The sequence below is a fragment of the Cellvibrio sp. pealriver genome (assembly GCF_001183545.1).
Lineage (GTDB): Bacteria > Pseudomonadota > Gammaproteobacteria > Pseudomonadales > Cellvibrionaceae > Cellvibrio.
Genome location: NZ_KQ236688.1, coordinates 3,002,329 through 3,028,299 on the forward strand (window position 1 = coordinate 3,002,329; position 25,971 = coordinate 3,028,299).

The 25,971-nt window shown below is 50.6% G+C and carries 21 protein-coding genes; 7 read left to right on the top strand and 14 right to left on the bottom strand.

Translation table 11 applies throughout. From position 1 onward, the window contains the following. Positions 1 to 69 precede the first annotated feature (69 nt). The 7 genes from VC28_RS13045 to ectA form a co-directional block, all read right to left on the bottom strand. Positions 70 to 1,410: a PepSY-associated TM helix domain-containing protein gene (locus VC28_RS13045; RefSeq protein WP_049631017.1), complete on the bottom strand. Its 1,341-nt coding sequence runs from the start codon at positions 1,408 to 1,410 to the stop codon at positions 70 to 72. 107 nt (positions 1,411 to 1,517) lie between these two features. Then, positions 1,518 to 3,869 carry a TonB-dependent receptor gene (locus VC28_RS13050; protein WP_231591744.1) on the bottom strand — a complete coding sequence of 784 codons (2,352 nt, stop codon included), beginning with the start codon at positions 3,867 to 3,869 and terminating at the stop codon, positions 1,518 to 1,520. A 130-nt stretch (positions 3,870 to 3,999) separates the two neighbouring features. Beyond that, positions 4,000 to 4,593, bottom strand: coding sequence for a GNAT family N-acetyltransferase (locus VC28_RS13055; protein WP_049631018.1), 594 nt, complete (start codon positions 4,591 to 4,593; stop codon positions 4,000 to 4,002). Positions 4,594 to 4,753: 160 nt separating this feature from the next. Next, positions 4,754 to 5,668: a TPR end-of-group domain-containing protein gene (locus VC28_RS13060; protein ID WP_053094203.1), complete on the bottom strand. Its 915-nt coding sequence runs from the start codon at positions 5,666 to 5,668 to the stop codon at positions 4,754 to 4,756. Next, entirely contained in the window at positions 5,668 to 6,060 is a 393-nt protein-coding gene (locus VC28_RS13065; protein ID WP_049631019.1) for an ectoine synthase, read from the bottom strand. The genes VC28_RS13060 and VC28_RS13065 overlap by 1 nt, the downstream gene beginning before the upstream one ends. A gap of 48 nt (positions 6,061 to 6,108) precedes the next feature. Next, complete coding sequence (gene ectB, locus VC28_RS13070; protein WP_049631020.1) at positions 6,109 to 7,383, bottom strand: diaminobutyrate--2-oxoglutarate transaminase; 1,275 nt, start codon at positions 7,381 to 7,383, stop codon at positions 6,109 to 6,111. Positions 7,384 to 7,558: 175 nt separating this feature from the next. Continuing rightward, the gene (gene ectA, locus VC28_RS13075) at positions 7,559 to 8,170 is read right to left on the bottom strand and encodes a diaminobutyrate acetyltransferase (RefSeq protein WP_049631021.1); all 612 of its coding nucleotides are present in this window, start codon (positions 8,168 to 8,170) and stop codon (positions 7,559 to 7,561) included. Positions 8,171 to 8,486: 316 nt separating this feature from the next. Here ectA and VC28_RS13080 point away from each other — a divergent pair, with 316 nt between their 5' ends. From VC28_RS13080 to VC28_RS13090, 3 genes are all read left to right on the top strand, one after another. Continuing rightward, on the top strand, positions 8,487 to 8,987 hold the full coding sequence (locus VC28_RS13080) for a MarR family winged helix-turn-helix transcriptional regulator (protein ID WP_049631022.1): 501 nt from the start codon (positions 8,487 to 8,489) through the stop codon (positions 8,985 to 8,987). Positions 8,988 to 9,106: 119 nt separating this feature from the next. Beyond that, positions 9,107 to 11,626, top strand: a complete 2,520-nt coding sequence (locus VC28_RS13085) for an ExeM/NucH family extracellular endonuclease (RefSeq protein ID WP_049631023.1) — start codon at positions 9,107 to 9,109, stop codon at positions 11,624 to 11,626. A 16-nt stretch (positions 11,627 to 11,642) separates the two neighbouring features. Next, positions 11,643 to 12,245 (top strand): cohesin domain-containing protein, encoded by a 603-nt coding sequence (locus tag VC28_RS13090; RefSeq protein ID WP_049631024.1) that lies wholly within the window; start codon positions 11,643 to 11,645, stop codon positions 12,243 to 12,245. A 90-nt stretch (positions 12,246 to 12,335) separates the two neighbouring features. On the opposite strand, the gene proB is transcribed toward VC28_RS13090, so the two are convergent. The 7 genes from proB to VC28_RS13125 all read right to left on the bottom strand — a co-directional run bounded on the left by proB (position 12,336) and on the right by VC28_RS13125 (position 19,271). After that, the gene (gene proB, locus VC28_RS13095; protein ID WP_049631025.1) at positions 12,336 to 13,460 is read right to left on the bottom strand and encodes a glutamate 5-kinase; all 1,125 of its coding nucleotides are present in this window, start codon (positions 13,458 to 13,460) and stop codon (positions 12,336 to 12,338) included. Between the two features lie 128 nt (positions 13,461 to 13,588). Then, positions 13,589 to 14,791: an Obg family GTPase CgtA gene (cgtA, locus tag VC28_RS13100; protein WP_049631026.1), complete on the bottom strand. Its 1,203-nt coding sequence runs from the start codon at positions 14,789 to 14,791 to the stop codon at positions 13,589 to 13,591. Positions 14,792 to 14,980: 189 nt separating this feature from the next. Further along, positions 14,981 to 15,241, bottom strand: coding sequence for a 50S ribosomal protein L27 (rpmA, locus tag VC28_RS13105; RefSeq protein ID WP_049631027.1), 261 nt, complete (start codon positions 15,239 to 15,241; stop codon positions 14,981 to 14,983). 16 nt (positions 15,242 to 15,257) lie between these two features. Continuing rightward, a complete protein-coding gene (gene rplU / locus VC28_RS13110) occupies positions 15,258 to 15,575 on the bottom strand; it encodes a 50S ribosomal protein L21 (RefSeq protein ID WP_049631028.1) in 318 nt (105 codons plus the stop codon). Positions 15,576 to 15,736: 161 nt separating this feature from the next. Further along, positions 15,737 to 17,773 carry a putative bifunctional diguanylate cyclase/phosphodiesterase gene (locus VC28_RS13115; RefSeq protein WP_049631029.1) on the bottom strand — a complete coding sequence of 679 codons (2,037 nt, stop codon included), beginning with the start codon at positions 17,771 to 17,773 and terminating at the stop codon, positions 15,737 to 15,739. Positions 17,774 to 17,867: 94 nt separating this feature from the next. Continuing rightward, entirely contained in the window at positions 17,868 to 18,821 is a 954-nt protein-coding gene (locus VC28_RS13120; RefSeq protein WP_231591746.1) for an alpha/beta hydrolase, read from the bottom strand. Between the two features lie 84 nt (positions 18,822 to 18,905). Continuing rightward, positions 18,906 to 19,271, bottom strand: a complete 366-nt coding sequence (locus VC28_RS13125; RefSeq protein ID WP_049631030.1) for a zinc ribbon-containing protein — start codon at positions 19,269 to 19,271, stop codon at positions 18,906 to 18,908. Between the two features lie 195 nt (positions 19,272 to 19,466). Here VC28_RS13125 and VC28_RS13130 point away from each other — a divergent pair, with 195 nt between their 5' ends. From VC28_RS13130 to holA, 4 genes are all read left to right on the top strand, one after another. Continuing rightward, the gene (locus tag VC28_RS13130; RefSeq protein ID WP_049631031.1) at positions 19,467 to 21,449 is read left to right on the top strand and encodes an alpha/beta hydrolase family protein; all 1,983 of its coding nucleotides are present in this window, start codon (positions 19,467 to 19,469) and stop codon (positions 21,447 to 21,449) included. A gap of 134 nt (positions 21,450 to 21,583) precedes the next feature. After that, on the top strand, positions 21,584 to 24,178 hold the full coding sequence (gene leuS, locus VC28_RS13135) for a leucine--tRNA ligase (protein WP_049631032.1): 2,595 nt from the start codon (positions 21,584 to 21,586) through the stop codon (positions 24,176 to 24,178). 151 nt (positions 24,179 to 24,329) lie between these two features. Continuing rightward, the gene (gene lptE, locus VC28_RS13140; RefSeq protein WP_049631033.1) at positions 24,330 to 24,875 is read left to right on the top strand and encodes an LPS-assembly lipoprotein LptE; all 546 of its coding nucleotides are present in this window, start codon (positions 24,330 to 24,332) and stop codon (positions 24,873 to 24,875) included. Between the two features lies 1 nt (position 24,876). Then, a complete protein-coding gene (holA, locus tag VC28_RS13145) occupies positions 24,877 to 25,926 on the top strand; it encodes a DNA polymerase III subunit delta (RefSeq protein WP_049631034.1) in 1,050 nt (349 codons plus the stop codon). The last annotated feature ends 45 nt before the right edge of the window (positions 25,927 to 25,971 follow it).

Below are 25,971 nucleotides of genomic sequence, written 5' to 3' on the forward strand. Positions count from 1 at the left end.
CTTTGATTTTCTGAGATGGATGCTATAAGGATGGTACTACGCCACTGTAATTATGCCAACAAGAGAAGTTTATGCGCTGCCCAATCCTAACCATTGGCTAACGCGATCAATACGCCGCAAAATTAAAAACTCCACCAGCAGTAAAACAACCAATGACATGGCCAGTAGCGGTAAAAATATTGCCAAAGCAAGAGTGATGGCGACGACAGCAAACCCAACGCGCGCCGGCATTGCTGGCGGTGCACCTAACACTGAATCGGGTTTGCGTTTGCGCCAGAGAATAAATCCGCTGACACACATCAAAATTAATCCTGTGCAGGTCAGCACACCTAACACCAGATTAAACCAACCAAACAAATAACCTTCGTGCGCGGCTACGCCAATACCTATGGCTTTATCCACCAATTTTTTCTCAGAAAAGTTGGACTTTTTTTCAATACTGCCGTCGGTTTTGATCCACACATCGGCGCGCAGTGGACGGTTCTGGCTTTGTGAGGATGCCTTCCAGGTGTGGTGATGCGCATGACCGTTAACGTGATGCACAGAAGCCACGCTTAAATCTACTGGCGGTGCTAATTGCAATGCATCTGCTGTGCGTAGCACCTCGGGGGTAAGGTCAAAACTCTCTACTGCTTGCGCGCGCCAGTGTTGGTGCTCTTGCGCGCGGCTTTGCGACCAATCTTGCTGCACAGAAAAATCAATTGAGCGCACTTCTTTTAGCGCTGCGCCCCACACCATCGCCCAAGGCAAACCGGTCACCAATAAAAATAATGCGAGTGCAGAAATCCAAATACCAGTAACAGCATGGATGTCGCGCCAGAAAGTGCGGCTGCCTTCACGCAAGCGCGGATACATCACACCTGCCAAGCCTTTGCTATTGCGCGGCCACCATAAATACAAACCGGAAACGATCAGCACAATTGCCCAACAGGCAGCAAGCTCAACCAAAATAGAACCAACATCACCGATTAATAATTCGCCGTGAATGGTTTTCACCACATTCATCAGTTGCCATTGGCTTTGTTGTTGGCCAACCACTTCTGCGGTGTAAGGGTTAACAAATACTTGCCAGTTTTGCTCGCCTTGCACGCTAATTAATACGGCTTCATTTTCTGCTTGTGGCAAGCGATAACTTAAAAACTTTCCGTTGGGAATTGCATTCAGCGCCGCCTGTATCTGTTCATTGGCAGGCACGCGCTCGCCGGAAACAGGTAGTGAATGGTATTGGCTTTCTTGCCAACTTTCATAATACGGCTTGAACAGATAAATAGCGCCGGTGATGGACAACAGAATCACAAATGGGATGCAAAAAATACCGGCGTAAAAATGCCAGCGCCAAATAGTGCGATAGAGGGCGCGGGAATTATTTGTGCTGCTCGTCTGCGGATTGGAATGAGCACTGACATTCATTTTATGAAACCTTTTTCAGTTTTCCGAGATAGTCATGTTGGGTTACGCTGCTCGTTGTACTCGCAGCTAACCCAACCTACGGTCACTCTGTTTTTATTTTTTCGCTATTACAAATCGTAAGAAAGACTTAGATAATAACTTCTGCCCGGCCATGGGTGGGCGACATAGCTGATTTCATCAGTAACGTTATCGATACCGAAACCCACTTCAAGATTGTCATTCAAGTCATAGGTGGTTTTCACACCAATGCGCGTATAACCATCCTGCGCGCCCATCACATTTTCAGCAGTATCGTCGTTCTGCAAACGGCCAAAACTTTTATCGGCATATTGGACGTTTGCACTTAAATCCCAGCGATCGGTCGCGTGGTAAGTCGCCATTAAATTGCTGCGCCAGCGCGGCATGCGCGGGTAGTCATTGCCTTCAATGCTGGGAGCGTTCGGGTTCGTATCTTCAACAGTGCTGTTATCGGTGATAATCGATTTGGTGTAAGCGATATTAAAACGAATATCCAACTCCGGCACCAAAACACCGTAGCGATTTAAAATCAGTTCAACACCGTCGGTTTCCACTTCATCCACCGCAGAGAAAGTCGTGACCGATGGCACAGGCGAGCCGCTGGGCAAAAGCGTCGTTTGCGATTCAATCGCGTCTTTGACTGTTTCGGTAAAAATATTGATGCGCGCATAACCAGCATCAAATTGTTTTTCCAACATCAGATTGTGATGCAAACCATTTTCCGGTTTTAGATCTGGCCGCGCTTCTACTGCGGAGGAATAGGATTGGCTCTGCGCAAATAATTCTTCCACAATCGGAAAGCGGTAAGCTTTTGCTAACGAGTAACGCACTAACCAGGTATCTGCAGGAATATAGCCGAGTGAAAATTTGGGCGAGAATTGGTTGCTGGATGCATCGGCAACATCGACCAGATCGTACTCCGGTGTTGCCGCCACATCTTTACTGAAATAACCGCCTTCACTTTGCCAGCGCTCGTAACGCCCGCCCAAGGCAATATCCCAGCGATCATTAATATCCCAATTGGCTTGCACAAACGCAGCGCTGATATTGGTTTTACCGCCGCTACGGCCGGTGTATCCGGCGAAGTCACCTTTGGTCCAACGCGCAGAGTTATAGGTATCCAAATTTAATTCATAGGCTTCGTAGCGCGCACCAGTAATTAATTCCAAACCATCAACGCCTATATCAGAAAAGGTGAATTTTCCTTCCAGCGTTTGCCAACCAGTGTCTTCGTAATTGGTCGTGAGACCACGATTTTTGAACAGTGGATCTTGCAATGCATGGCTGGAGGCGCGATTGTTATCTTCCAAAATACGGAAGTCACTCATATTGGCTTCAAAACGCGTGTGCTCGTTTAATTCTCCTTTGATGCGCAAACCAGTGGATAAACTGCGGCGATCCAATTCGCTGGCACCCAAGCGCGATGCAGGCACAGTAATGGCAACGCCGTCCTGAATAAAATTGCCAGACCATACAGTGTCACCCGCGTTGCTGCGTAAATAACTGTTGGGTGTATCGCGCAAGGTATTGCGATCTTCATAGGCGATATTTAACAAGCTCGACCAGTTTTCAAAATCGTAACCCAATTTAATTTTGAAATTATCTGTTACCGCTTGCTCAACGCCGGTATCACCAAAGTAGTAGGCAGGTTTGCCATACACATCCTGATCTGTAATCAAACCGCTGACCGGTGTTGCGTTAGCGAGTGTGCGTTTACTATCAAAATAATAGGACTGCGGTTGGCTTTTGTTTTCCAAGCGATTGTAGGAAAGATAAATACTAAAATCGCCCAGGTTTTCACTGCGAAAAGTATCGCCATAAGAGACAAAGGTTTTGTAGCCGTCCAATGTATCGCTAAAACCATAAGCGGAAAAATCCTGCACAAAATAATCCAGATCCACATGCACTTTGCGCTCTTGTGGCAGCGCGGTTTCAATCAGAATTACACCGCCCATGGAATTGCCGCTGTATTCGGCAGAAAAAGGGCCGTACAAAATTTCCACCTGCGCAATTTCGCTTGCGCTCACCATGGTCCAGCGCGGTGCGCCGCTCCAGCGGGTTTGCAATAAATAATGCAGGGGAACACCGTCGGCAAACACCATAGAACGCGGTGTGGCAAACATATTGGAACCGCGCAAACCGAGCGTACCATTGGAATCACCAATGTAGCGTTTGCGGATCACAATGCTGGGTTCGTATTTGACGAGATCTTCGGTGGTGGTGGCATTAATGCTGACCATGTCTTCTTGCGTCAGCACACTGGTGGGGTTGGTATAGCCGGATGCCGCACTGTCGCGCGCCTCGCCCCAGACTTTTACCTCTTCAACTTCCTGCGGATTTTTCGTGCGTTTTTTCTTCAATACCTCTTCATGCGCATGCGCTGCACCCGCCACACCCAAGCTGGCAATTGCAATCACCAGCAGTCTTTTCACCTGTTTCACTCACCCCACCCCAATCGTTTTGGCTGTTATTTTCAGGGTGGAACATTAGGCGTTTTGGCGCGTCACGCACAGTGACAAATTGTCGCAGGGGTACGGCAATTTGTTACAGCGCAAGTGCTGGTAAAAACGCTTAATCCAACCAGCGCCGCATCGCCGAAATATGCGAGCCGCTGGATTTAAGGTCGCTTAGCAGATCATGTGTGACAGGGGCTTTGCGGTTGGGGAGCGGAGAAATTCGCAGCAGGTATTCGCTTTGTTTGTCATCGGGCAAGGGTTTGATAGGGGTAACAAACGACTTGATGGGCAGTGCGCCTATGTCGCGCGCGAAGCTGTCGAACATCGACCAGGAGATACTGTTTTTGATGCCTATCGCCGTGACCAGATGAATGGCCTGCTCACAGCCCGGCTGTGCGATCAGCCAATGCAGCATTTTTTTGCCCAAGCCCAAATCGCGCAAGTCCTGGGCGACAACCACTTGCCACACGAACAGGGTATGGGGTTCATTGGGGGGATAATAGGCCGAGACAAACCCCACTAATTGGCCGTGAAAAAAGGCCGCTACCGAGGTCTGGGCGAAGTGGCTGCACTGTAAAAGCGTGCATTGGACAGAGTTACCATCGAGCACTGGCGTGGTAGCCAGCAGGGCGTTCAGGGCATCGCCATCACTGGCGAGCGGGTGGCGAAATTCAATCTTATCGAGCAAAAGATCGTTTCTGGCGTTCATATAAACCTCCATACAGCGTCTTTGTCTACACAGATGCAGACGTTCAGATCACATCGTTTTCATGTATATCAATAGGTGGCGTTACTTGGATGAATAGTTCCGACCCACTGCAATCCGCCATGGTTCCCCGTCTTTACATTTCTAATAGATTCATTTGCTATTAGGATGTTTTTTCCGCCGCCTTTTCATGTAATAACTGCTCAAATGCCGGCAGATGATGCAGTGGCTGCAGTGCAGGATCTTTGGCGAAATCATCCAAACGCGCATCGCCATTGATCAAGGCTTGAGTGAGAAATTGAATCGCATCATCAAAATGGGAAAGCGCGGTGTGCGCGCAGGCGAGCTGGTAAAAGGCGTGGGCATTGGCCGGATCAAGCTGTAGCGCGCGCTGGCATAAATTAATCGCCCATTGCGGCTCGTTGGATTCAAGTGCGGCATCGGCTTTGTAGGTCAGCGCTTCGCAATCACGCGGATTGAGCGCGAGTATTTGATCGTAAATCGTAATTTTATTAGCGGGCGTATTTTCTTGCGCAGCGCGCAACCAGAGCGCATGAATTTCTTTTGTCTTTTCTATCGCCTCGCGATTTTCATCAATGTAGGTGGATTTTTCGCGCAGCTGTAATTCAATTTCGCGCAAGCGGTCTTCATAAGCACCAATTAATTTGCGCAATTCTTTATCGGCGATATTGCCCATTTTTTCTTTCATATCGCGGATGGATGACCAACCGACAATCACCAACACCGAGCTAACTGCGGCAATGATATAAAAAAGATTGGACACGGTGCTGGTGGCGTAACTGACACTTTTATCAACTGCATCAATCTGGCGATCAGTAATTTGCTGCACAAACTCCACCCGTTGCGCCGCCATATCGGTGCGCAGGGATTTAAGCTCATCCAGAATGTAGCGCTCAGTGAAGGGCGTATACAGTGGCTGCTGTAATTGATCGACTTGCTGCTGCGCTTTTTCTGCAGCATCTGTTTTGGTGCGCTGATCATCTGCCGCAGCAGAAACCGCACACCACAAAAAGCAGCAGGCACATAACAGTGCCTGCCCAAGCGGGGAGTTACTCATTAAATTGCATCCGCTTCCAGTGCATAGGCACCTTCGGCATTGTGCACCTCGCGCCCCATTAGCGGTGGATTAAACACACACACCAATTCCAGCTCTTCAAACGCGCGCAAAATATGCTTGTCGTGTTGATCAAGCACATACAAAGTGCCCGGCGAAATACTGTGGGTCTCACGCCCGGCAATATCCACTACCTCACCTTGACCGCGCACACAATAAACCGCCTCAATGTGGTTTTGATAATGCATTTCCAACTCAGCACCTTTCACAATGCGGGTGATATGAAATGAAAATCCTGCTTTATCACTTTTTAATAACAGGCGATTACTTTCCCAACCGGGCGCGCTTACACAGCGACCTTGCATGGCCGCATCGGCTAATTTTCTGACGATCATATTTACCTCTATTTTTTGTCGGTTGCTATTCGTTGCATTGACTTGCTTTTACGCAGTCTTGAGCGATGGATAATCATTTAATGCGGCAGTAAAACTGCGCCCGAGAATATTCAGGCCTTTCATTAAATCTTCTTCACTGATAGTCAGCGGGCAAAAACATTTCACCACCTGACCATGATTGCCCGCGGTTTCAATAATCATTCCGCGATCAAATGCATGACGACAAATCGCCTCGGCAATATCGCCATTTTCGCATTCAATGCCCTGCATAAATCCGCGGCCTTTTATGCGCAGCGCCAAGGGTTTATGTGCATCCACAATGGCCTGCAAACTGCGCGTAACCAATTCCGCTTTATGCTGAATATCGCGCTGGAAACGGTCGTCACCCCAGTACAATTTTAATGCTGCAGCGGCAGTGACAAATGCATGATTGTTGCCGCGAAAAGTGCCGTTATGTTCGCCCGGCTTCCACACATCCAACGCAGGGTTTAGTAACACCAATGAAAAAGGCAAACCAAAACCGCTAAGTGATTTTGACAAGGTCACTATGTCGGGTTTGATTCCACTGGATTCAAAACTGAAGAAATGCCCGGTGCGACCGCAACCGGCTTGTATGTCATCCACGATCAATAACATGTCATGCTTGCGGCAGAGTTTTTGCAAACCTTGCAGCCAGGCATCGCCCGCCACATTTAATCCACCTTCGCCTTGCACTACTTCAACGATCACCGCTGCAGGCAAATCCACACCGCTCGATGGATCGCCCAATAATTTATCCATCATCTTGAGTGTATCGGTGTCGCGCCCGTGATAACCACAAAAAGGCATGCGCTCAATATTGCCAAGCGAAACACCGGCACCACTGCGGTGATGGTCATTACCCGTGGCAGCAACCGCACCGAGCGATACGCCGTGAAAGCCATTGGTGAACGCAATAATTTTTTCGCGGCCTTTTACTTTTCGCGCAATTTTCATTGCTGCTTCCACTGCGTTGGCACCGGTCGGCCCGGTAAACTGCGCGCGATAACTCAATTCGCGCGGCAATAAAATGACATCGCGCAGGGTTTCCAAAAACTCTGCTTTGGCAGTGGTGTGCATATCCAAACCATGCGTCACACCGTCGTTTTCGATGTAGTCCATCAATGCTTTTTTAAGCAAGGGATTGTTGTGCCCATAATTGAGCGAACCAGCACCCGATAAAAAATCGAGCCAGGGATTGTCTTTTTCATCGTAAAGATAACTGCCGCGCGCGCGTTCAAACACTACTGGAAAACTGCGCGAATAGGATCTGACTGCCGATTCCATCTGTTGAAACACTTGCATAATCCATCTCCTGTCTTTTTAGTTAGGAAAAAATTAATTTAGAAAATATCAATTTAGAAAATATTGAACAGCTGATAAAAATTGAATAAAAAATTTTAGAGAATTTTGGGTAAAAAAATCCCCTGCGCCGATAGACATCGGCACACATACGCATCAGCGGGGATGATTAACGGATTTACTCTAACCAGCGTTTGCCGGGAGGGAGACGCAGGCGGCTGCGCAAATCGGAATAAAAATGGGCGATAGAATCCTGCGGGCGATCAGGTAAAGGCGCAATGCGCAGCAGATATTCATCGTCATGTTGCCCGGCAAAATGCCGCTCGCGCTCGAACAACATTTCTTTTATGGGTTGCGCATGCCAATCGCGCGCAAGACTTTCAAATAGCGACCAGGAGGCGCGGTTATCCGGCGTAATACTGGTAATCAATTGGCGCGCCGATTCAGTGCCCGGCTGCGCAACCAACCAATTCAACATGCGCTTGGCCAAACCGTGACCGCGGAATTTTGCATCCACCACCACCTGCCAAATAAACAGGGTTTCAGCGTCGTTTGGCAGCAGGTAGCCGGAGATAAAACCGATCAGGCGCTTATCGATAAGGGCGGCAACGGAAGTGTCCGCAAAGTGCTGGCACTGCAACAGGTTGCAATAAACTGAATTGGTATCTAGTGGTGGGCTGGCCGTAACCAGTTGATTGAGGTGGAACCCGTCGGTAGCGCGAGGATGGCGCAGCTCCAATCTATCCTCAAACTCCAATGTATCCTCAAAAAGATCGTTTCTGGTGTTCATAAAACCTCCATAGCGCGTCTTTCTCTGCCAAGCACGATAAACCTGACTGCACTTTTATTACAACACAAAGTACTTCTATGCTGATTTAAGAATGGCAATAACCTGAAAACCTTATAAAACGCCTGGAAGCCGCTTCAAAGTGGGCAAATTATTACCTTGAATACAAATTACTTACTTAGTGTACAAAACATTATTTTGTCTGTCCACCCTAAATAACCCGCGCAATCTTTATCCGCAAGAGTGACAAACATGCCAACAACAGGCATGCTGGCACCTGAAAACACCCGTAATTACTGCCATCCACCACAAAATACCTATGCAACCTATAGATCAAGTACTGACCAGCCTGCGCCGCGTGATACGCGCAATTGATTTGCACTCAAAGCAATTAGTCAAAACGGCCAGCGTCACCGGCCCACAATTGCGACTGCTGCAACTTATCCGCAGCCAGGGCGATGCCACGGCCAGCGAACTGTCCGATGCCATGAGCCTGAGCCAGGCCACAGTCACCAGCATTTTGGATAGGTTAGAAGATCGCGGGCTAATCGAACGTATCCGCTCGCAAACCGACAAACGCAAAGTCCACCCGCGCCTGACCGATGGCGGCAACGCATTACTCGATAAAGCGCCCGCCGCATTGCAAGACAACTTTGTGCGCAAGTTTGATCAGCTGCAAAGTTGGGAGCAGCACATGATTATCGCCTCACTCCAGCGGCTGGCCGAGATGATGGATGCCGAGCATATCGATGCATCGCCCTATCTGGATTTGGGCTCGCTGGATCGCCCCATCGACAAACACCCTCATGAAAAAGACTGATGCGGCCATTCACAAAAACATCATCAAACCGCCTTTTTAACGCCACAGCCCCGTAACAAAGCCCACCTAAGCTGCGCTCCTCGATCACCAAAACCTTATGGTTTTCCAAGGAGCGCATCATGAAAACCTTCGCACAACCGCCATTAGTATTGGCCTGCTTACTGGCAAGCCTCGGCGCTATGCCCGCTGCGGCTAATGTGTATTTTTCTGAATACATTGAAGGCTCCAGCAACAACAAAGCGCTGGAAATTTATAACAGCAGCGACACGGCAATTAATTTAAGCGGCCACAAGGTGGAGATGTATTTTAATGGCAGCAACAGCGCCGGATTGACCATCAACCTCACCGGCACCATTCCCGCGCAGGGCGTATTTGTGCTCGCACATGGCAGCGCTAACGCAACCATTCTGGCAAGCGCCAACCAAACCAACAGCTCCGGTTGGTTTAACGGCGACGATGCGATTGTGCTGAAAAACGGGAGCACCATTTTAGATAGCATCGGCCAAATTGGTGTTGACCCCGGCAGCGAATGGGGCACGGGCTTTACCAGCACCGCTGACAATACTCTGCGCCGCAAAACCGCCATTACCCAGGGCGATACCAATCCCTTCGATATTTTTGACCCCGCAAGCGACTGGGAAGGTTACGCGCAAGATACCTTTGATCACCTTGGCAGCTATCAGGGCAGCAGCAATGGTGGCGGTAATAACGGTGGCAGCGATGGCGGAACAAACAACCAATGCGGCACAACCGCAACACGCATTGCCGATATTCAAGGCGCAGGCACTGCTAGTTCAATGGTCGGCAACAGCGTCAGTGTTGAAGCCATAGTGGTCGCGGATTTCCAGAATGCGAATCAACTCGGCGGATTTTTTATTCAGGAAGAAGATGCCGATAGCGATGGCAATTCCAGCACCCCCGAAGGCATTTATATCGCCAGTACCAGCGCCGTTGCTGTGGGCGACCGCGTGCGCGTCACCGGCACGGTTGCAGAAACCTTTCAGCTAACCCAGCTCAATAATGTCAGCGTCACTGTGTGTGCCAGCAATCAAACATTGCCAACTGCGGCCAACATTTCTCTGCCGGTGACTTCACTCAATGCGTTTGAAAATGTTGAAGGCATGTCGGTTGCGATTGCACAAACACTCACCGTGAATGAAACCTATCAACTAGGTCGCTTCGGGCAAGTGCTGCTCGCCAATGGCCGCCTGCAACAACCGACCAATGTGGTGGAACCGGGTGCAGCCGCCAATGCACTGCAAGCGCAAAATAATTTAAATAAGTTGATGCTGGACGATGCGAGTAATGTGCAAAATCCTGACCCGGTTATTTTCCCCGCGCCGGGTTTATCTGCAGATAACACTCTGCGCAGCGGCGATACCGTCGCGAATCTGCAAGGTGTTATTACTTACGATTTTGGTGTGTATCGCATTCTTCCTACTGCTACGCCGAATTTTGTGCACAGCAATGCGCGCCCGCTGGCACCTATTACCGATGCGGCGGCGAATCTAAAAATCGCCAGTTTTAATGTGCTGAATTTTTTTAATGGCAACGGCAGTGGCGGCGGATTCCCAACCTCACGCGGCGCAAATACCGCTGCAGAATTTGCGCGGCAAAAAGCCAAAATTGTGAGCGCCTTGGCTGGCTTGAATGCCGATGTTATCGGCCTGATTGAAATAGAAAATGATGGCTACAGTAGCACCAGTGCCATCGCGGAATTAGCAGCTGCTTTAAATTCAGCAACCGGCACCAGTGCATGGAAAACTATTAATCCGGGTGTGAATAAAATCGGCAGCGATGAAATTGCGGTGGGTATTATTTATCGCAGCGACAAAGCCACACCTATTGGCACAACAGCGATTTTGGATTCCAGTGTTGATGCACAATTTATCGATACCAAAAACCGCCCCGCATTGGCACAAAGTTTCCGCGTGAATAGCAACCGCGCTATTGCCACGGTGGTTGTCAATCACCTGAAATCCAAAGGTTCGGATTGTAATGACTTGGGCGATACCGATATTGGCGATGGCCAAGGCAATTGCAATATCACCCGCACCCAAGCCGCAAGCGCATTGGTGAATTGGCTGAGCACCAATCCAACCGGTGTAAATGACCGCGATTATTTAATCATCGGTGACTTGAATGCTTATGCAAAAGAAAATCCCATCACCACAATTATTAACGCCGGTTACACCGATTTAATTAATCGCTTTGGCGGTAGCAACGCTTACTCCTATGTGTTCGATGGTCAAGCCGGTTATTTGGATCACGGCTTGGCGAGCAACTCACTGACACCGCAAGTATTGTTTGCCGCCGATTGGCATATCAATGCCGACGAGCCCATCAGCCTCGACTACAACACTGAATTTAAATCCGCCGCGCAAATAAACAGTTTTTATGCGCCCGATGCTTATCGCTCATCCGACCACGACCCGCTGGTGATTTCACTGAAATTAATTCTCGACCTGGATGGCGACGGCGATGTGGATAAAAACGATGTGCAAATCGTTACCAACGCGCGCGGAACAACAACCAGCGCATTCGACCAACGCGATGTGGATGGCAATGGTGTGATTAATGTTAACGATGCGCGTGCACTCAGCTTGCAGTGCACGCGTACCGGCTGCGCCACTCATTAATATTAAGGAGTTTGCAATGAAAAAAATCTTCGCCAGTTTATTAGCGTTTGGGTTAAGCCTATCGCTTAATGCTAATGCCATCAGCATTGACCTGATTGCTGATAAAACTACCGCCAACATTGGTGACAATATCGAACTGCAAGTACGCATCAGCGGCCTGGAAGGAGCCAGCGCACTCGGCAGTTACGATGTCAATGTTCATTACGATAGCGATCTCTTCAGCATCAGCAACATCACTTGGGGCGATGCAGTACAAGGCAATCAATTGGATCTGCTCGGCTTTGGCAGCTTGCAAGATAACAGCAGCAGCCTTGACTGGTTAACTATGCTGGAAGTCTCTTTTGATGAAATCGCCGATTTGGAATTGCTGCAAGCGGGAGAATTTACCTTGTTCAGTATATTGCTCAGCGCAATTGCTCTTGGCAGCGGAGATTTTTCGCTAACCGCTAATACAATAGGCGATGCTTACGGTCAGGATTTATTTATCGACACCATTAACAGCACAACAGTGAATGTAAACGCAGTCGCTGTACCTGAACCATCGGGAGTGTTGTTATTGTTAGTCGGCCTTATCGCTGCTGCATTATTGCGCTCAAGGTTGTCGCACTCATCAAAATAAATATTAATTCAGTAAAATCTACCAATAAAAAACCGCTCACTGATCATGAGCGGTTTTTTATTTTTATTGCGCACAGGCAATATCTGTTTGCTAACTTAACACCAGATTGTCGCGGTGAATTAATTCGTTGTCGTCGCGGTAGCCGAGAATCTCGGCGATTTGACTGCTGGGTTTGCCAATGATTTTGCGCGCTTCGTCGGCGTGGTAATTAATTAAACCGCGAGCAATTTCTTTTCCGGTTAGGTCTACGCAAATTACCATGTCACCGCGGGTAAAATCGCCGCGCACATCTTTTACTCCCACCGGCAAAATGCTTTTGCCCTGCTCACGCACGACGCGCACAGCGCCGTCATCCAGCACAATAGTGCCGCGCGTTTGCAATTGACCGGAAATCCAACGCTTGCGTGCCGCTTGCGGCTGTTGTTCTGCCCACAAAAAAGTCCCCAGATTTTCACCGGCGGCGATACGCAATAATGCATTTTCAATTCTGCCACCGACAATTACTGTGTCCGCACCCGAGCGAGCCGCCACACGTGCAGCGCGCACTTTAGTAATCATGCCGCCACGCCCAAGCGCGCCACCGGTGCCGCCCGCCATTTGTTCAAGGCGCGAATCATCTGCCGCAATTTCACTCAACAATTGCGCGCCGGGATTATTGCGCGGATCACTGTCGTACATGCCTTTTTGGTCAGTGAGAATCACCAACAAATCCGCTTCAATTAAATTCGCCACCAATGCGCCGAGCGTGTCGTTATCGCCAAAGCGAATTTCTTCGGTGGTAACCGTATCGTTTTCATTTATTACCGGCACCACATTAAAACCAATCAGGGTTTTCAGTGTAGAACGAGCATTTAAATAACGCTGACGCGACGAGAGATCGTCGTGATCCAACAGTACTTGCGCAGTGAGCAAACCATAACGTTGGAATTCCACCTCATAGGTTTGGATCAAACTCATTTGGCCGACGGCAGCGGCAGCTTGCAGTTGATGGATTTCGGTGGGGCGCGCAGCCCAACCCAAACGGCGCATACCGGCCGCAACTGCACCCGATGACACCAACACCAACTCAATACCGCGCAAGCGCAGCTCGGCCATTTGTTTTACCCATCCGGCAATGGCTTCCGCATCCAGACCTTTGCCGTCGTTGGTCAGGAGCGCGCTGCCAATTTTTACTACCCAGCGTTTGGCTTGGGGAATGATGTCTCTTTTACTCATGCGCGAAATACACTTCAAAGGAATTCGTTAAATTTATCTGCAAAACCGCCAGCGCCTAATGCAACACGCCCGGAGCATTGCCCGGGCGTGAGGTTACACTATTTTTTTATATCCGCTAATCAGCACAATTAGTGATTAACGTAAATGACTTCAACATCGTAATCATCTTCGTTGAAATTATCGTCATCATCTTCGCCACGTGCACGACGCGCTTCACGCTGTGCCTGACGCAATTCTTCAATGCGCTCACGCGCTTCTTGCGCCATCTGGTTTTGCATTTCCAATTCGCGCTCACGCGCTTCAGGGTTGGATTTTTCTTCTTCCCAAATTTCTTCCAACAAATCCATCGCCTTGCCCGCGAGCGGCATGGTGCCTTCGCGGTTTAATGCGGAGATACGGAATACCGGACCAGTCCAACCCAGCTCATCCACCACTGCCTGACAGCGCGCTTCCACTTCATCGGGCGGAAGCAAATCGATTTTATTGAGCAACAACCAGCGGTCGCGCTTGGCGAGTGTCGGGCTGAATTTTTCTAATTCGTTGGCGATGATGCGCACATTGTCAGCAGGGTTGGATTCATCCACCGGTGCCATATCGACCATATGCATCAATACGCGGCAGCGTGTGAGATGCTTGAGGAAGCGCACACCAAGACCCGCGCCTTCTGCAGCACCTTCGATAACACCGGGAATGTCGGCAATCACAAAACTGCGATGCTGCTGCACTTTGACTACACCGAGATTTGGTACCAGTGTGGTGAAGGGATAATCGGCCACTTTGGGTTTGGCCGAACTCACCGCGCGGATAAAACTGGATTTACCGGCATTGGGTAAACCGAGCATGCCCACATCAGCAAGAACTTTTAATTCGAGCTTTAAATTGCGCGACTCGCCGGGAGTACCGGGCGATGTTTTGCGCGGCGTACGGTTGGTACTGGTTTTAAAGCGAGTATTACCCAAACCATGGAAACCACCTTGAGCGACTTTTAATTTTTGGCCATGTTCAGTCAAATCGCCAAACACTTCCTCGGTATCAAGATCGATAACGGTTGTACCGACGGGAACCGGCAAAAATAAATCGGCACCTTTGGCACCGGTACAATCTTTGCTGCCGCCTTTCTCGCCATTTTCAGCGCGATATTTGGGCACAAAACGGTAATCGATCAGGGTATTCAGGTTTTCATCAGCAACCAGGTAAACACTGCCGCCGTCTCCGCCATCACCACCGTCCGGGCCACCTTTGGAAATAAACTTTTCCCTCCGGAAGCTCATGAATCCGTTGCCACCGTTACCGGCTTCAACATGAATGGGGGCTTCATCAACAAATTTCACAACACACTCCAGAGGAATAAAAATTCAAACACTTTTAAGACACTACATATCGCCGCTTCTGTGCATCCATGCACCCGCGGCATACCGTTCTTCCTGAACATAAAAAAGCCCTGACGTTATCGGCAGGGCTTTTTTATTGTTCTTCATTGCCCACTGCAAGCAGCAAGCTTGGCTGGTTTCAGCGCAGTATTAAACAGCAGGAATAATGCTGACGTACTGACGGCCAAAAGCGCCTTTAATTTCGAACTTAACGGTACCGTCCACTTTCGCGAACAGAGTGTGGTCTTTACCCAGACCTACGTTTGGACCAGCGTGGAACTTGGTACCACGTTGACGAACGATGATGCTGCCGCCAGAAATCAATTCACCGCCGTAAGCTTTAACACCAAGGCGTTTCGCTTCTGAATCGCGACCGTTACGGGAACTACCTACCCCTTTCTTGTGAGCCATTTTCTAAACTCCTCAATTAACCTTTAATTGCAGTGATTTTCACTTCAGTGAACCACTGACGGTGACCTTGACGCTTCATGTGGTGCTTACGACGACGGAACTTGATGATTTTCACTTTGTCCGCACGGCCGTGAGAAACGACTTCTGCAGTTACGGTAGCGCCATCTACAACAGGAGCGCCGATCTTGACGTCTGCACCGTTGGCAACCAGGTAAACTTTGTTGAATTCAACAACGCCACCAGTGGCGAAATCGATTTTTTCGAGTTTGAGGGTTTCACCCACAACTACGCGATGCTGTTTACCACCGCTTTCAAAAATTGCGTATGCGCTCATTGTTTGCTCCAAGACGCTGGACGACACGAAGTAGCCGGGCGACATGCCCTATGGCGTTTGAGACTAGCGTCGTATACCTGCTTTTGCAGGGGCGGCGATTGTATGCCAAGGGCGAGTGTCACTGCAAGTGAAGTTTGGTCAATTATTCATCAAGTACCTGATCAGCTGCTCTTCGCACTTTGCGCCAACCAATCAGGCACATCTGCTTGCAACATCGGGCGAGCGATCAAATAGCCCTGCAAATAATCCACCCCCATGGCCACCAGCAGGTGTTGTTGCTCGGCCGTCTCCACTCCCTCCACAACCACCCTGAAACCCAACCCATGCGCCATAGAGACAAGCGCCAGCAGGAGTTTGCGCGCGCCTTGGTCGAGCGACTGGATAAAACAGCGGTCAATTTTAATGACATCTACAGGCAAGTGACGCAGATACGCCAAAGAAGAATAGCCGGTACCAAAATCATCGATGGCGATACTCACACCCAGCGCCCGCACCTGCTCCAATACCCGGCAGATAGTTTCCAGATCGCGCGAAAACACGCTTTCGGTGATCTCGATTTCCAGGCGTTGCACCGGAAGACCGGTCAATTCAATGGCGCGGCGCACATCACTGACCAGATCCCCGGCGAGTATTTGCTGCACCGAGACATTCACACTCACCATCGCATCGCCAGGCCACAGCATTGCCGCGCGGCAGGATTCCAGCAGCACCCAGCGGCCAAGGGGCATGATCAAACCACTTTCTTCCGCGACCGGTATAAATAACGCCGGAGAGACTGTGCCCAGCTCGGGATCATCCCAGCGCAGCAGTGCTTCCAGTTTGCGCGGGACATTGGTGCGGCAGGGTTCTATCGGCTGGAACACCAGTGTCAGGCTGCGGCTATCGAGCGCCGCATGCAGGGCGAAGCGCAATTTCTGGCGACGGCGAATGTCCACCTCCATTGCCGCATCAAATAGCGCTATACCCCCGGCACCGCGCTGGCGCAGATCCTGTTTGGCGATGGAGGCGCGATAGTTGAGCGTTTCCAGATCCTGTGCGTCTTCATCCACAGTAGCGATACCCAGAATCACATCGACAGCCACCGGGCCTATATCGGTGTCGATTGTCGATTGCAGGGCGGCGCGCAAAAACAGGCTGCGATCGTGCCAGCGCCGCTCCGGGTCATGCAGTGCCAACGCAAACTCTGCGGTGCCGGTGCGCGCCAGCAGGAATTTACCCTCGGCAAAATCGCGCAGGCGATTGGCAATAGCCAGCAATACTTGCTCGCAGGTGCGCGCGCCCTGCAACTCAATTAAGTCAAAGCGTCTGATTTCTACCGCCACCAATGCGAGCGGCAGATCGCCCGCATCACCTGCATTGGCGGCTAATTGTTGGTGCAGCTCGCGTTCGAAGGCGCTGCGGTTCAGCAACCCTGTCAGGCTGTCGAGCGCTGCCATCTGCGTCAACTCGCGGGCATAGCGCTCTTTAAGGCTCATCTCCAGCTCCAACGTTTCCACTTTTTCCGCAAGCTGGATCTCCAGGCTGGACTTGGCACGCTGCAACGCCTTGCTCTGCGCATATACGCGCTCGATCTTGCGGTTGCGCTCCTGTGCCACCTGCAATAGATGGTTGGCGCTTTGGCTGGCTACCCGTGAAAAACCGGTCAAGCCGATAAACAGGGCAATCCCCAGCGCAGCGATCACCAACTCATCGCGCTCACCGGTATTGGCGAACATCACCACCAGAGGGCCGATCAACAGTGCAATAAACGTGCGACTTGTCCAAGGCGACAACGCCAGCACATTCACGCTACCGGCAGCGACAGTCGCCATCACCAGCGCAATCACCAGACGCTCGGAGGCGTTTGATACAGGGAAGAAAACGATGGAAAAGCACGCCCAAAGCGCGCCCGCAACCAGCGACAGAGTGAGGAAGATATAGGTAGCGCGCAGGGATTGTTGTGTACTTGCCGCCTTGCTCCAACGGTAGCGCCAGCAGACCCAGCTAGCCAAACGCATCACGCCGACAAGTTGCATCGCCCCCCACCACAGCCAAAGCTGTTGGATATCGCGGAAGTAGAGCATCAGCGCCGAGCTGGCGACAAAGGTAAAAATCAATACATTGGGCAGCTGGCGATACATCACCAGCGCCTTTTCATGAGTCAATTCCAGCAATTCACGTGAGCACCCCAGCACCGGCGAGGAATGTGAGGAATTCATAACTGCGTCTCCTGATACCCAACTGCACCACCTGCTATTTGTGCTACTTGTTTCGGGTAGCACATGCGGGTTTCCCTGAGCGATCGACCTGATATCAAGGCATCATCCAGCCGCGTTCGCGCATCCAGGCCTCAAGCGCCTGTGGCCAACTGGAAATACTGCCTTGCCCCTGGATCATCCCCACGCCATGGATATTCGATTGATAAACATGCAATTCGGATTGTTTATTGTACTTCTGGACTTCGGTAAAAAACGCGAGGCTATTGGCCACTGTGACAGCCTGATCGCCAACTCCGTGCAGCATAAACACCGGCGGCACTTTATCGGTTACTTGAAATTGTAAGGAATTGTCATGCAGCAGCTTGGGCTCAGGGTTTTCACCCAGCAGCGCCTTGCGCGATCCGGCATGGGCATCGGGGCCGTAGAGGGCGATCACCGGATACCCCAGCACCGCAAAATCCGGACGGGCGCTGATATCGGCCAGAGGATCGCCCAGCAGGTTGGTATAAGTGAAACGGGTTGCCACGCTCGCCGCCAGATGGCCGCCAGCCGAAAAGCCCACCACCCCGATTTTGCCGGGGTCTATCCCCCAACCGGCTGCATTCTGGCGTACCAAGCGCACCGCGCGCAGACCATCCAACAAAGGCGCAGGGAATCCATACTCCTGCATGCGGTACTTGACCACAAACGCCGCCACACCACGCGCAGCAAACCATTTGGCGATGTCGTAGCCCTCGTGATCAATCGCGAGGCGCACATAACCGCCGCCGGGGAAGATCACCACTGCCGCACCGGTAGCGGTACCCTCTTGCGGCCAGAAAGGGGTCATTGAAGGATTATCGACCGCATACACACGCTGGTCTTTAATGTGCTCCCGGTCGGGTTCGACCAAAGGTTTTTCCGCCCACAAATACAGAGGCTCGGCAGGGAATTCAGTCACGGGGTCGGCAACTCCAGGCAGGGGTATTAATAACAAAACAGCCCCCATGCAGATGCACAGGGACTTGAGGGCGTTTACCGCCATAAATACATTTGAAGGCTGCATCATATGCTCTCACCGCGGATTATTTTCATAAGCAAGGCGAGAGCTTAGCAAACTTATCAGATAAATAGCGCGAACCCTGCGGTCACATCAATGCCGAAGCTGGGATTCCTCATCGCCCCACCAATGATGCTGGTGCCAGTCAACCCGGGTGGGATCTGCTGCTGTCAGTAACAACTGGCCAGCCGCCAACTCCCAATAGATAAACTCCTGCTTCAGGTCACCCCAGAAATGGCCGGTGTCTTCTTTGACATACTCACGCGCCAAGCGAACCTCATCGCCAAGCATCTCTTCGGCCGTGAGCTCAAGCTTGACCAGATCGTCAACCTCATGATTGAAGCCCTGCCTGACTGTGCCCAAAGCGCCTGTCTCCTCCGCGCTGAAAGGCAAGTCCATCTGGTTGGAGTGATAGGGATTGTTGGACGTGGTAAACGGTGAACGGTCGCCGGATTTCATAAAACACCTCTCGCTGGTTCCTCAAGATAGGGGTTTAGCGCCGCACACAACAAAAAAACAAGAAGGCGCTGTTTTTTGCAAATCGCCCGAGCACTCCTTAGTATAGCCACGCCAATTCTGGCAAGCGCCACGACGCAGCAAAATAACAAACCCTTACAATGCCATCGGGTCTTTTTATTGACACGGAGTTGTTCTATGAAGTTCTGCTTGACTGCCTTTTTATCCTTGTTTTTCCTCGCCAATATCAGCCTTGCATCAACCAACCTGCTCACCGTAGAGGACTTTATGGCAGAGCCGGATTTGCTCGATATTGATATTTCACCCAGCGGCCGTTACATGGCTGAAGTGCGTAAAGTCGGTAAGCTCCGCGTTGCCGTCGTGCGCGACCTGAGTTCACCCAACCTGAAAATCATCGGCAAAATCGGTGACAGTGTTATCCGCCCCTATGCAGTGACCTGGGCTAAGGATGAGCGACTGGTCGTGCACTTGCTGGTGCCATACAACACCCAAAAAGTCATCCGCGAATCCGATGAAGAGGATTTCGATCTTGATGAACACTTCATGTTTAGTCGATCCATCGCCATGGACCCGGATGGTAAAAATACCGTTGCCTTGATGGCGGATACGCGTTCACTGCGGGCAAGAGTCAACCTCTCCAACATTCGCCACACCATGCCAGAGGACCCCAAGCACATCTTGATGAGCAGCTTTCACAACGAAAGACTCGCACTATTCAAAGTGAATGTGTTCGATGGTACATCCGAAAAGCTCATCGTCGGTGGCCGCAATACTACCTATTTCATCTGCGAAACTGATGGCACCCCGCGCTATCGGATTGACTATTTACCCATCCGCAAAAAGATGCGGATTCTTGAGCTGACCGACGGGGGCAAATGGCTCAATGTCGATGAAATCAACACAGATGAGGATACCGACGATATGGATGACAGCAGCATCCTCGTCGGTCTGACCATTCAGGGGGCACTGACCTACCGCAAGAAAAATCCAACCACCGGTTACTATGAATTGGTTGAACAAAACCGGACGGATAAAACACTCACCGTATTGGCCTCATCGCCCAACAACGATATTGCCGGATTGATTTATCAGGGGCGCAACGACCAGGTTATCGGCTACAGGGTGGAAGAAGACGTTTTGGTTAATAAATACTTCGACGCAGCCACGCAGCGCACCTACGACAGCATCCGCAAACGCCTTTATGGCTACGGCTTTCATTACATGAGCAGCGATAAAAAAGGGGAGCACATTGCGATCAAATCCTACGGACTGGATCTTCCCGCCGGATATTACCTCTACAACGCCAAACAGGATGAGCTGCAATTCTATGATGTCGGCTATAAAAGCTTGCCTTCTGAAAAAATGGGTGCACCGGGTATTGCGACCTTTAATAGCCGCGATGGCTTGCCGATCCGCACCTACCTGCTCTTTCCTGCGGGCTATCAACAAGGGAAAAAATATCCATTAGTAGTCATGCCACACGGAGGTCCGCACAGCCGCGACTATGCGCTTTACGATGATTTCGCTTCCTTTGTCGCCAGTCAGGGCTATTTTGTTGTGCAACCCAATTTTCGCGGCTCAACAGGTTACGGCAAAAAATTTGAAGAAGCTGGCTACAAACAATGGGGCGGAACCATGCAGGACGACCTGCAGGATGCAGCCCAATTCCTGATTAAAAAAGGCTATATCCAGACAGATAAAATCTGCCTGGTGGGAGCCTCTTACGGCGGTTATGCCGCCCTTATGGGGCTGGTAAAACACGGTGATTTTTATCGCTGTGCGATCAGTATCAATGGCGTCACCCATCTGGCAGATCAGGTCAAGTTTGATGAAAAGCGTTTCAGGAAGCGCCAGGAAATCATCGACTTTGCACACAAAAGCATCGGCCATCCAGAGACCGATGCCGACCTGCTGGCCGCTAACTCGCCACTTTTGCACATCGACAAAATCAACGACCCGGTCATGATTGTCGCTGGCACTGATGACAATGTAGTGCCCTACAAACAATCCAAGTCGCTGGTAAAGGCATTGCAGAAAGCGAAGAAGCCGGTTGAGTGGGTATCGCTGAAAGATACTGGCCATCATGCGCTCTATTTTGATGAAGACCGGGAAACCGTTTACACCAAAACCCGGGATTTCCTCGCCAAACACCTACGCTAACAGCATACCCGCCTGATCCAATCACAGGATCAGGCGGGTGTTTTATCCGCGATTATTACCCCTTTTCAACCTCATCCCTCTATAATCAGCGCCTTTCTCACATTCCCATTTTCAGTAATAGGCCGTACACGTCCATGCAAGAACAATACAACCCCGCCGAAGTCGAAGCACAGGCACAGCAGTACTGGGAAGCCAATGACAGCTTCAAAGTAGTAGAAGACCCCAGCAAGGAAAAATTCTATTGCCTGGCGATGTTCCCCTACCCCAGCGGCAAGTTGCACATGGGGCACGTGCGTAACTACACCATTACCGATGTGATCGCCCGCTACCAACGTATGCAGGGCAAAAACGTATTGCACCCGATGGGCTGGGATGCGTTCGGCCTGCCCGCCGAAAATGCCGCACTCAAGCACAACACTGCACCGGCCAAGTGGACCTATTCCAATACCGACCACATGCGCAACCAACTCAAGCAACTGGGTTTTGGTTTTGACTGGTCGCGCGAACTCACCACCTGTACACCGCAATACTACAAATGGGAACAGTGGTTCTTTACCCGTTTGTACGAGAAAGGCTTGGTGTACAAAAAAATGTCCACCGTGAACTGGGACCCCATCGACCAAACCGTATTGGCGAATGAGCAGGTGATCGACGGTCGCGGTTGGCGCTCCGGCGCATTGGTTGAACGCAAAGAAATTCCGCAGTGGTTTATCAAAATCACCGACTATGCCGAAGAATTGCTGAACGATCTGGACAAGCTGCCCAACTGGCCAGAGCAAGTAAAAACCATGCAGCGCAACTGGATCGGTAAAAGCCGCGGTTTGGAAATGCGTTTTGATCTGGCATCTGCTGTAGGCGAATTCACCAGCTTCGATATCTACACTACGCGCCCGGACACCCTCATGGGCGTGACCTATGTAAGCCTCGCTGCTGAACATCCTATTTCAAAGTTTTTAGCCGAATCGAACCCTGATCTCGCGCAATTTATTGCGGATTGCAAAGTGCAATCTGTCGCCGAAGCCGATATGGCGACCATGGAAAAGAAAGGCATGGATACCGGCATCAAGGCGCTACACCCCATCACCGGTGAGCCGGTTGCGGTGTGGGTCGCTAACTATGTGTTGATGGATTACGGCTCAGGCGCAGTGATGGCAGTTCCTGCCCATGACCAACGCGATTACGAATTTGCACAGAAATACAATTTGGCAATTACGCAAGTGATTGCGCCAGCCAATGGCGAAGAAATTGATTTGGCAAAAGCGGCGTTCACTGAAAAAGGTGTACTGGTAAATTCCGGCGAATACGACGGTCTCGATTTCAACGCCGCGTTTGATTCCATCGCCAGCACCCTGGAAATGGCAGGCAAAGGCCGCGTAAAAACCAATTACCGTTTGCGCGACTGGGGTGTATCCCGCCAGCGTTATTGGGGCGCTCCTATCCCTATGTTTAATTTGCCCGAAGGCGGTGAAATTCCGGTTCCTGCGCACAAGTTGCCCGTGTTGCTGCCGGAAGATGTGGTGATGAACGGCGTGCAATCGCCCATCAAAGCCGACCCGGAATGGAAAAAAGACGAATTAAATGGCCAATACGTTGAGCGCGAAACCGATACCTTCGACACCTTTATGGAGTCCAGCTGGTATTACGCGCGCTACACCTGCCCGAATTTTACCGATGGCATGATCAACAAAGCCGCCGCCGATTACTGGTTGCCGGTGGATCAATATGTGGGCGGTATCGAACACGCCATTTTGCATTTGCTCTACTCACGCTTCTTCCACAAATTAATGCGCGATGAAGGCCTCGTCAGTGGCGATGAACCCTTCGAGCGCCTGCTCTGCCAAGGCATGGTGAATGCAGAATCGTTCTTCACCAAAAGCGAAGGTAAAGAGAATTGGATCGAGCCGGAAAATGTGGTTATCGAGCGCGATGACAAAGGCCGCTTTATTTCCGCCAAGCACAAAACCACCGGCGAACCAGTGGAATTTGGCGGCGTGATCAAAATGTCCAAATCCAAAGCCAACGGTGTTGATCCGGAAAGCGTAATCAGCCAGTACGGTGCCGATACCGTCCGCTTGTTCACCATGTTCGCTGCTCCGCCAGAGCAAAGCCTGGAGTGGAGCGATTCCGGTGTAGAAGGTGCGAGCCGTTTCTTGCGCCGTTTGTGGAAGGCTGTTGAAGGCCACATCAATGCGGGCACACCCGGCAAGCTTGACGCAGAAAACCTGCCACAAGCACAGAAAGATTTGCGCAGAAAAACCCACGAGACCATCCAAAAAGTCAGCGACGATTACGGCCGTCGCCAAACATTCAACACCGCTATCGCGGCAGTGATGGAATTGTTGAATGAAACCAGCAAACTTGCAGACCGTGCCAACCCGCAGGGTTTGGCGGTAGAACGCGAGGCACTGGAAGCGGCGATTTTATTGCTCGCTCCGATTGTCCCGCACATCACCCATGCGCTCTGGTCAGAACTGGGCAACAAAGAAATTCCGCTGAACCAACCCTGGCCAACGCTGGATGAGAGCGCACTGACTCGCTCAACGGTAGAAGTGGTTATACAAGTGAACGGAAAATTGCGCGGCAAATTGGATGTTGCGGTTGATGCACCCAAAGAGCAACTCGAAGCTGAAGCACTTGTACAAGAGAATGTGCAGCGCTTCCTCGAAGGTGTAACCGTGCGCAAGGTAATTGTGATCCCTAATAAATTGGTCAACATTGTTGCTAATTAAAAGCAAATCCCCCTAGCCCCTTTTTCAACGGGGGAATTTTGGTGCACAGAATCACCAAAAGATTTAATGAGCAGGATGCGAGATTCAACAGGGAGTTTGCCCCTCCCTTTGAAAAAGGGAGGCTGGGAGGGATTTACAACACAGGTCTGTTATGAAAAAAATTATCGCCGTTTTATTAATTCTTTCTCTCTCCGCGTGCGGCTGGCATTTGCGCGGCTCTGCTGCGGGTGGCGATAAACTGGCAATGACCGCACCATTGGACATAGTTGTTATCGCAACCGACGATCACAGCCCAGTGATCAACAGCCTGCGCCAATTATTTCCTGCCTACAAAATCAATGAACTGACGGCACCTACCAGCACATCGCTTACCTTAGTGATGGAGCGGGAAATAATGGACAAGCGCACAGCAGGTGTCGGTAGCGATGCACTGACGAGCGCCTATGAAATTATTCTCAGTGTGGATTATCGCGTGAGCAATGCCCAGGGTATTCTCACACCGCGCAACACCAGCGCGCGTATCTCGCGCACCTACAATTACAATGTGAATAACGCGAATGGTGCAGCGCAGGAAGAAGAATTAGTCTTGCGCGAAATGCGCCGCGAATTAGCCAGCAGTATTTTGCGCCGGGTAAAAAATATCAGCACAAAACCTGTAATCACTTCAGCAACACCCGCATCCACTACGGCAGAATAAAATGCCCAAATTGCGCGCCGAACAATTAGGAGCTTCACTCGCCAAACAATTAGCGCCTATCTATCTGGTGTCTGGTGATGAGCCCTTATTGATTCAGGAATCCTGCGACCAAATTCGCGCTGCCGCGCGCAAAAATGGTTTCAGCGAGCGCGAACTTTATCATGTCGATACCAGTTTTGATTGGAACCAATTGCTCTCGGCAGCCAACAGCCTATCGCTCTTTGCCGAGAAAAAAATTCTTGAAGTGCGTATGCCCAGCGGCAAACCCGGTGACAAAGGCGGAAAGGTATTGCAGGAGTATGCACAATCGCCAGCACCGGATAATTTGTTGTTGATCGTCACTGAAAAACTCGATGGTGCCACACAAAAAAGCAAATGGTTCAAAGCCATTGAAGATGCAGGCCAACACATCCAAATTTGGCCGGTTACTCCCGCGCAATTACCGCGCTGGATTGGCGTGCGTTTGCAACAAGCAGGGCTACACGCCGACAGCGATGCGATAGACCTGCTCGCCTCACGTATTGAGGGCAACCTGTTAGCCGCCGCTCAGGAAATTGAAAAATTAAAACTGCTCACTACCGATAACCGCATCAGCTATGAGCTTATGGCATCGGTTGTTGCTGACAGCGCGCGTTACGATATTTTCGGCCTGACCGATAAAGCACTGCACGGCGATGCCCGCGCAGCCGTGCGTACCCTGCAAGGATTAAAAACGGAAGGCACAGAACCGATTAACATTCTCTGGGCAGTGACGCGCGAAATTCGCGCATTGGTGCAAATTTCACAGGCAGTCGCACAGGGAAAACATTTTGATTGGGCAGCCAAACAAGCCGGTGTATGGGATAAACGCCAACCGCTCATGCAGGCGGCATTGCGCCGCCTTAAACCAGCGCAATTGCAACAGTTGTTACGAAAAGCCAATGGGATTGATAAAGCCGTAAAAGGGATGCGCAATGCAGAGCCTTGGGACGAATTGCTCGATTTGATTTTAAATATTGCCGGTGTTCAAAGCTTGAACTCACACAATGAACGGCTAAGCTTGAAAAACTAAAAATTCATATAAAAACATAAGCACACCAGTGCACTTTATTAAAAA

Excerpts from the sequence above, each read along its gene's own strand:
- VC28_RS13055 (WP_049631018.1), bottom strand. The coding sequence starts at position 4,593 with ATGAACGCCAGAAACGATCTTTTGCTCGATAAGATTGAATTTCGCCAC.
- VC28_RS13085 (WP_049631023.1), top strand. The coding sequence starts at position 9,107 with ATGAAAACCTTCGCACAACCGCCATTAGTATTGGCCTGCTTACTGGCA.
- ectA (WP_049631021.1), bottom strand. The coding sequence starts at position 8,170 with ATGAACACCAGAAACGATCTTTTTGAGGATACATTGGAGTTTGAGGAT.
- VC28_RS13060 (WP_053094203.1), bottom strand. The coding sequence starts at position 5,668 with ATGAGTAACTCCCCGCTTGGGCAGGCACTGTTATGTGCCTGCTGCTTT.
- proB (WP_049631025.1), bottom strand. The coding sequence starts at position 13,460 with ATGAGTAAAAGAGACATCATTCCCCAAGCCAAACGCTGGGTAGTAAAA.
- VC28_RS13125 (WP_049631030.1), bottom strand. The coding sequence starts at position 19,271 with ATGAAATCCGGCGACCGTTCACCGTTTACCACGTCCAACAATCCCTAT.
- VC28_RS13090 (WP_049631024.1), top strand. The coding sequence starts at position 11,643 with ATGAAAAAAATCTTCGCCAGTTTATTAGCGTTTGGGTTAAGCCTATCG.
- VC28_RS13045 (WP_049631017.1), bottom strand. The coding sequence starts at position 1,410 with ATGAATGTCAGTGCTCATTCCAATCCGCAGACGAGCAGCACAAATAAT.
- VC28_RS13065 (WP_049631019.1), bottom strand. The coding sequence starts at position 6,060 with ATGATCGTCAGAAAATTAGCCGATGCGGCCATGCAAGGTCGCTGTGTA.
- VC28_RS13120 (WP_231591746.1), bottom strand. The coding sequence starts at position 18,821 with ATGATGCAGCCTTCAAATGTATTTATGGCGGTAAACGCCCTCAAGTCC.
- VC28_RS13115 (WP_049631029.1), bottom strand. The coding sequence starts at position 17,773 with ATGAATTCCTCACATTCCTCGCCGGTGCTGGGGTGCTCACGTGAATTG.
- lptE (WP_049631033.1), top strand. The coding sequence starts at position 24,330 with ATGAAAAAAATTATCGCCGTTTTATTAATTCTTTCTCTCTCCGCGTGC.
- VC28_RS13080 (WP_049631022.1), top strand. The coding sequence starts at position 8,487 with ATGCAACCTATAGATCAAGTACTGACCAGCCTGCGCCGCGTGATACGC.
- leuS (WP_049631032.1), top strand. The coding sequence starts at position 21,584 with ATGCAAGAACAATACAACCCCGCCGAAGTCGAAGCACAGGCACAGCAG.
- ectB (WP_049631020.1), bottom strand. The coding sequence starts at position 7,383 with ATGCAAGTGTTTCAACAGATGGAATCGGCAGTCAGATCCTATTCGCGC.
- rpmA (WP_049631027.1), bottom strand. The coding sequence starts at position 15,241 with ATGGCTCACAAGAAAGGGGTAGGTAGTTCCCGTAACGGTCGCGATTCA.
- holA (WP_049631034.1), top strand. The coding sequence starts at position 24,877 with ATGCCCAAATTGCGCGCCGAACAATTAGGAGCTTCACTCGCCAAACAA.
- VC28_RS13130 (WP_049631031.1), top strand. The coding sequence starts at position 19,467 with ATGAAGTTCTGCTTGACTGCCTTTTTATCCTTGTTTTTCCTCGCCAAT.
- rplU (WP_049631028.1), bottom strand. The coding sequence starts at position 15,575 with ATGAGCGCATACGCAATTTTTGAAAGCGGTGGTAAACAGCATCGCGTA.